2 protein-coding genes are annotated in these 1,056 nt (G+C 48.3%); one reads left to right on the top strand and one right to left on the bottom strand.

The window, feature by feature from the left end; translation table 11 throughout:
- Positions 1-28 precede the first annotated feature (28 nt).
- Positions 29-610 (bottom strand): TetR/AcrR family transcriptional regulator, encoded by a 582-nt coding sequence (locus ACFVXG_RS46200; protein WP_387936514.1) that lies wholly within the window; start codon positions 608-610, stop codon positions 29-31.
- 153 nt (positions 611-763) lie between these two features.
- Between ACFVXG_RS46200 and ACFVXG_RS46195 the strand changes: the two genes are divergently transcribed.
- The coding region (locus ACFVXG_RS46195) for an aldehyde dehydrogenase family protein (protein WP_387936513.1) at positions 764-1,056 on the top strand (293 nt) is incomplete at its 3' end.

Genomic DNA, 1,056 nt, shown 5'->3' with positions numbered 1-1,056 from the left:
TCGTCCGGGTCACCCGGCGGTCGGCGGGCTATTTTTCTTCTTGTTCCGGCACCCGGCGGCCAAACAGCCAGTAAAATCGTTTTTGAGAAATTAAATCCCACACCTGTCCGCTGATCGCTTCCGGGGATGCCCCGGGCTCCTCATTCAGCCAGTACAACACAATGGCATACGTGTATAAAGCGCGGTAATGAATGTACATATCCTGTTCAGTCGGTGAGAAATCCGCATTGACCGGTGACAGCAGCACATCATGCCGGAACACATCTTTTAAAAAAGCATGAAAGTGAAAATACGGCATTTTATGACGGTCCATCATCGTTTGAAAAAACTCCCGGTGCCGGTCAACAAAAGACAGGGTCGGATGCACTTTTTGCCATCCGCCATGTAAATGAAGCACATCTTTATTCTTCAGCGAATCATACAGCGCTTCGCTCAGCCCGTCTTTCATTTCTTCCTCTATATCCTCTAAAATCGCATATTTATCCTCGTAATAAAGGTACAGTGTCCCCCGGCTCACATGCGACCGTTCGGCAATGTCCTTCATGGTCACACGGCGGATATCCCGCTCTCCAAGCATGGCCAAAAGCGCTTGTTTGATGTCAGTTGTCACAGAATCCGGCATAAGAGACACTCCTTTCATTAGACAGATCACCGCAATATGTACGGTAACGTATAGATGTGTTTACGCTGTCTTTGCCCCAAAAACACATCACATTATAATAGGCCCTGAAGAAACAAAAAAGCAACCAGAGGAGGAAGACCGATGGATCAGCATATAAAAGCAGACATCAAACGCGTCTTTGAGCTTCAGAAAAAAAATCAAAAAACGCTGCGTGCTTCAACAGCCGGGCAGCGCAGAGAAAAGCTTCAGCGCTTTTTAGATGCCGTCACCGCACATGAAGAAGAAATCATCGAGGCGATCAGACGGGACGTCCGCAAGCCTTATCATGAGGTGAAAAGAGCGGAAACGCAGGGAACGATCAAGGCGATTAAAGATAATATGAACAATCTCGACACCTGGATGGCGCCGAAACGCGTCGGCTCATCCGTCAGCCC

The sequence above is a fragment of the Kitasatospora sp. NPDC058162 genome (assembly GCF_042884005.1).
Taxonomy (GTDB): Bacteria; Actinomycetota; Actinomycetes; order Streptomycetales; family Streptomycetaceae; genus Kitasatospora.
The sequence above is the reverse complement of the archived record's forward strand: the minus strand, read 5'-3'. Positions and strand labels throughout refer to the sequence as shown.